1 protein-coding gene is annotated in these 434 nt (G+C 46.1%); it reads right to left on the reverse strand.

The annotated features are described in order from the left end of the window. Nucleotides 1-434 (reverse strand): D-alanyl-D-alanine carboxypeptidase (locus ACTHSP_RS22040; RefSeq protein WP_440347013.1); only part of this gene is annotated, 434 nt, incomplete at both ends.

Below are 434 nucleotides of genomic sequence, written 5' to 3' on the forward strand. Positions count from 1 at the left end.
ACAAAACTTTTGCCGACATATTCTTTCATGCTGTACATATTCAGATACAGCTCTTTGCCCAAGCAGCTTTCCGGCAGCTTGCCCGACACGGTCAGCGTATTGTTTTTATAGGAAGTCTTCATGTGGCTTTTTAAAACACTGCACTTCCCTACTTTATTCTCAAGCGTCAATTTGTTTTGAATATTCAGATTCGGCAGCGGCGGATTGGTACGGATGACCAAGCTTCCGTCTTCTTCTTTTTCAGCACGCAGTTCAACGGTTTTATACGCCAACATATTGGGATCAGGCGGTGTCATAAAGCTTTCGGCAGAGTCGGAAGCAAAATCATCCGGATTCTTCACATCGCCCCACAGGCTGCGGTCGAGTATCAGATGTCCGTCAATATGGCGTATGCCCTTATCGCGCATCTGTTGCTGCATTTGCACCAAATCATG

It is taken from the genome of Neisseria sp. P0001.S005 (assembly GCF_051963715.1).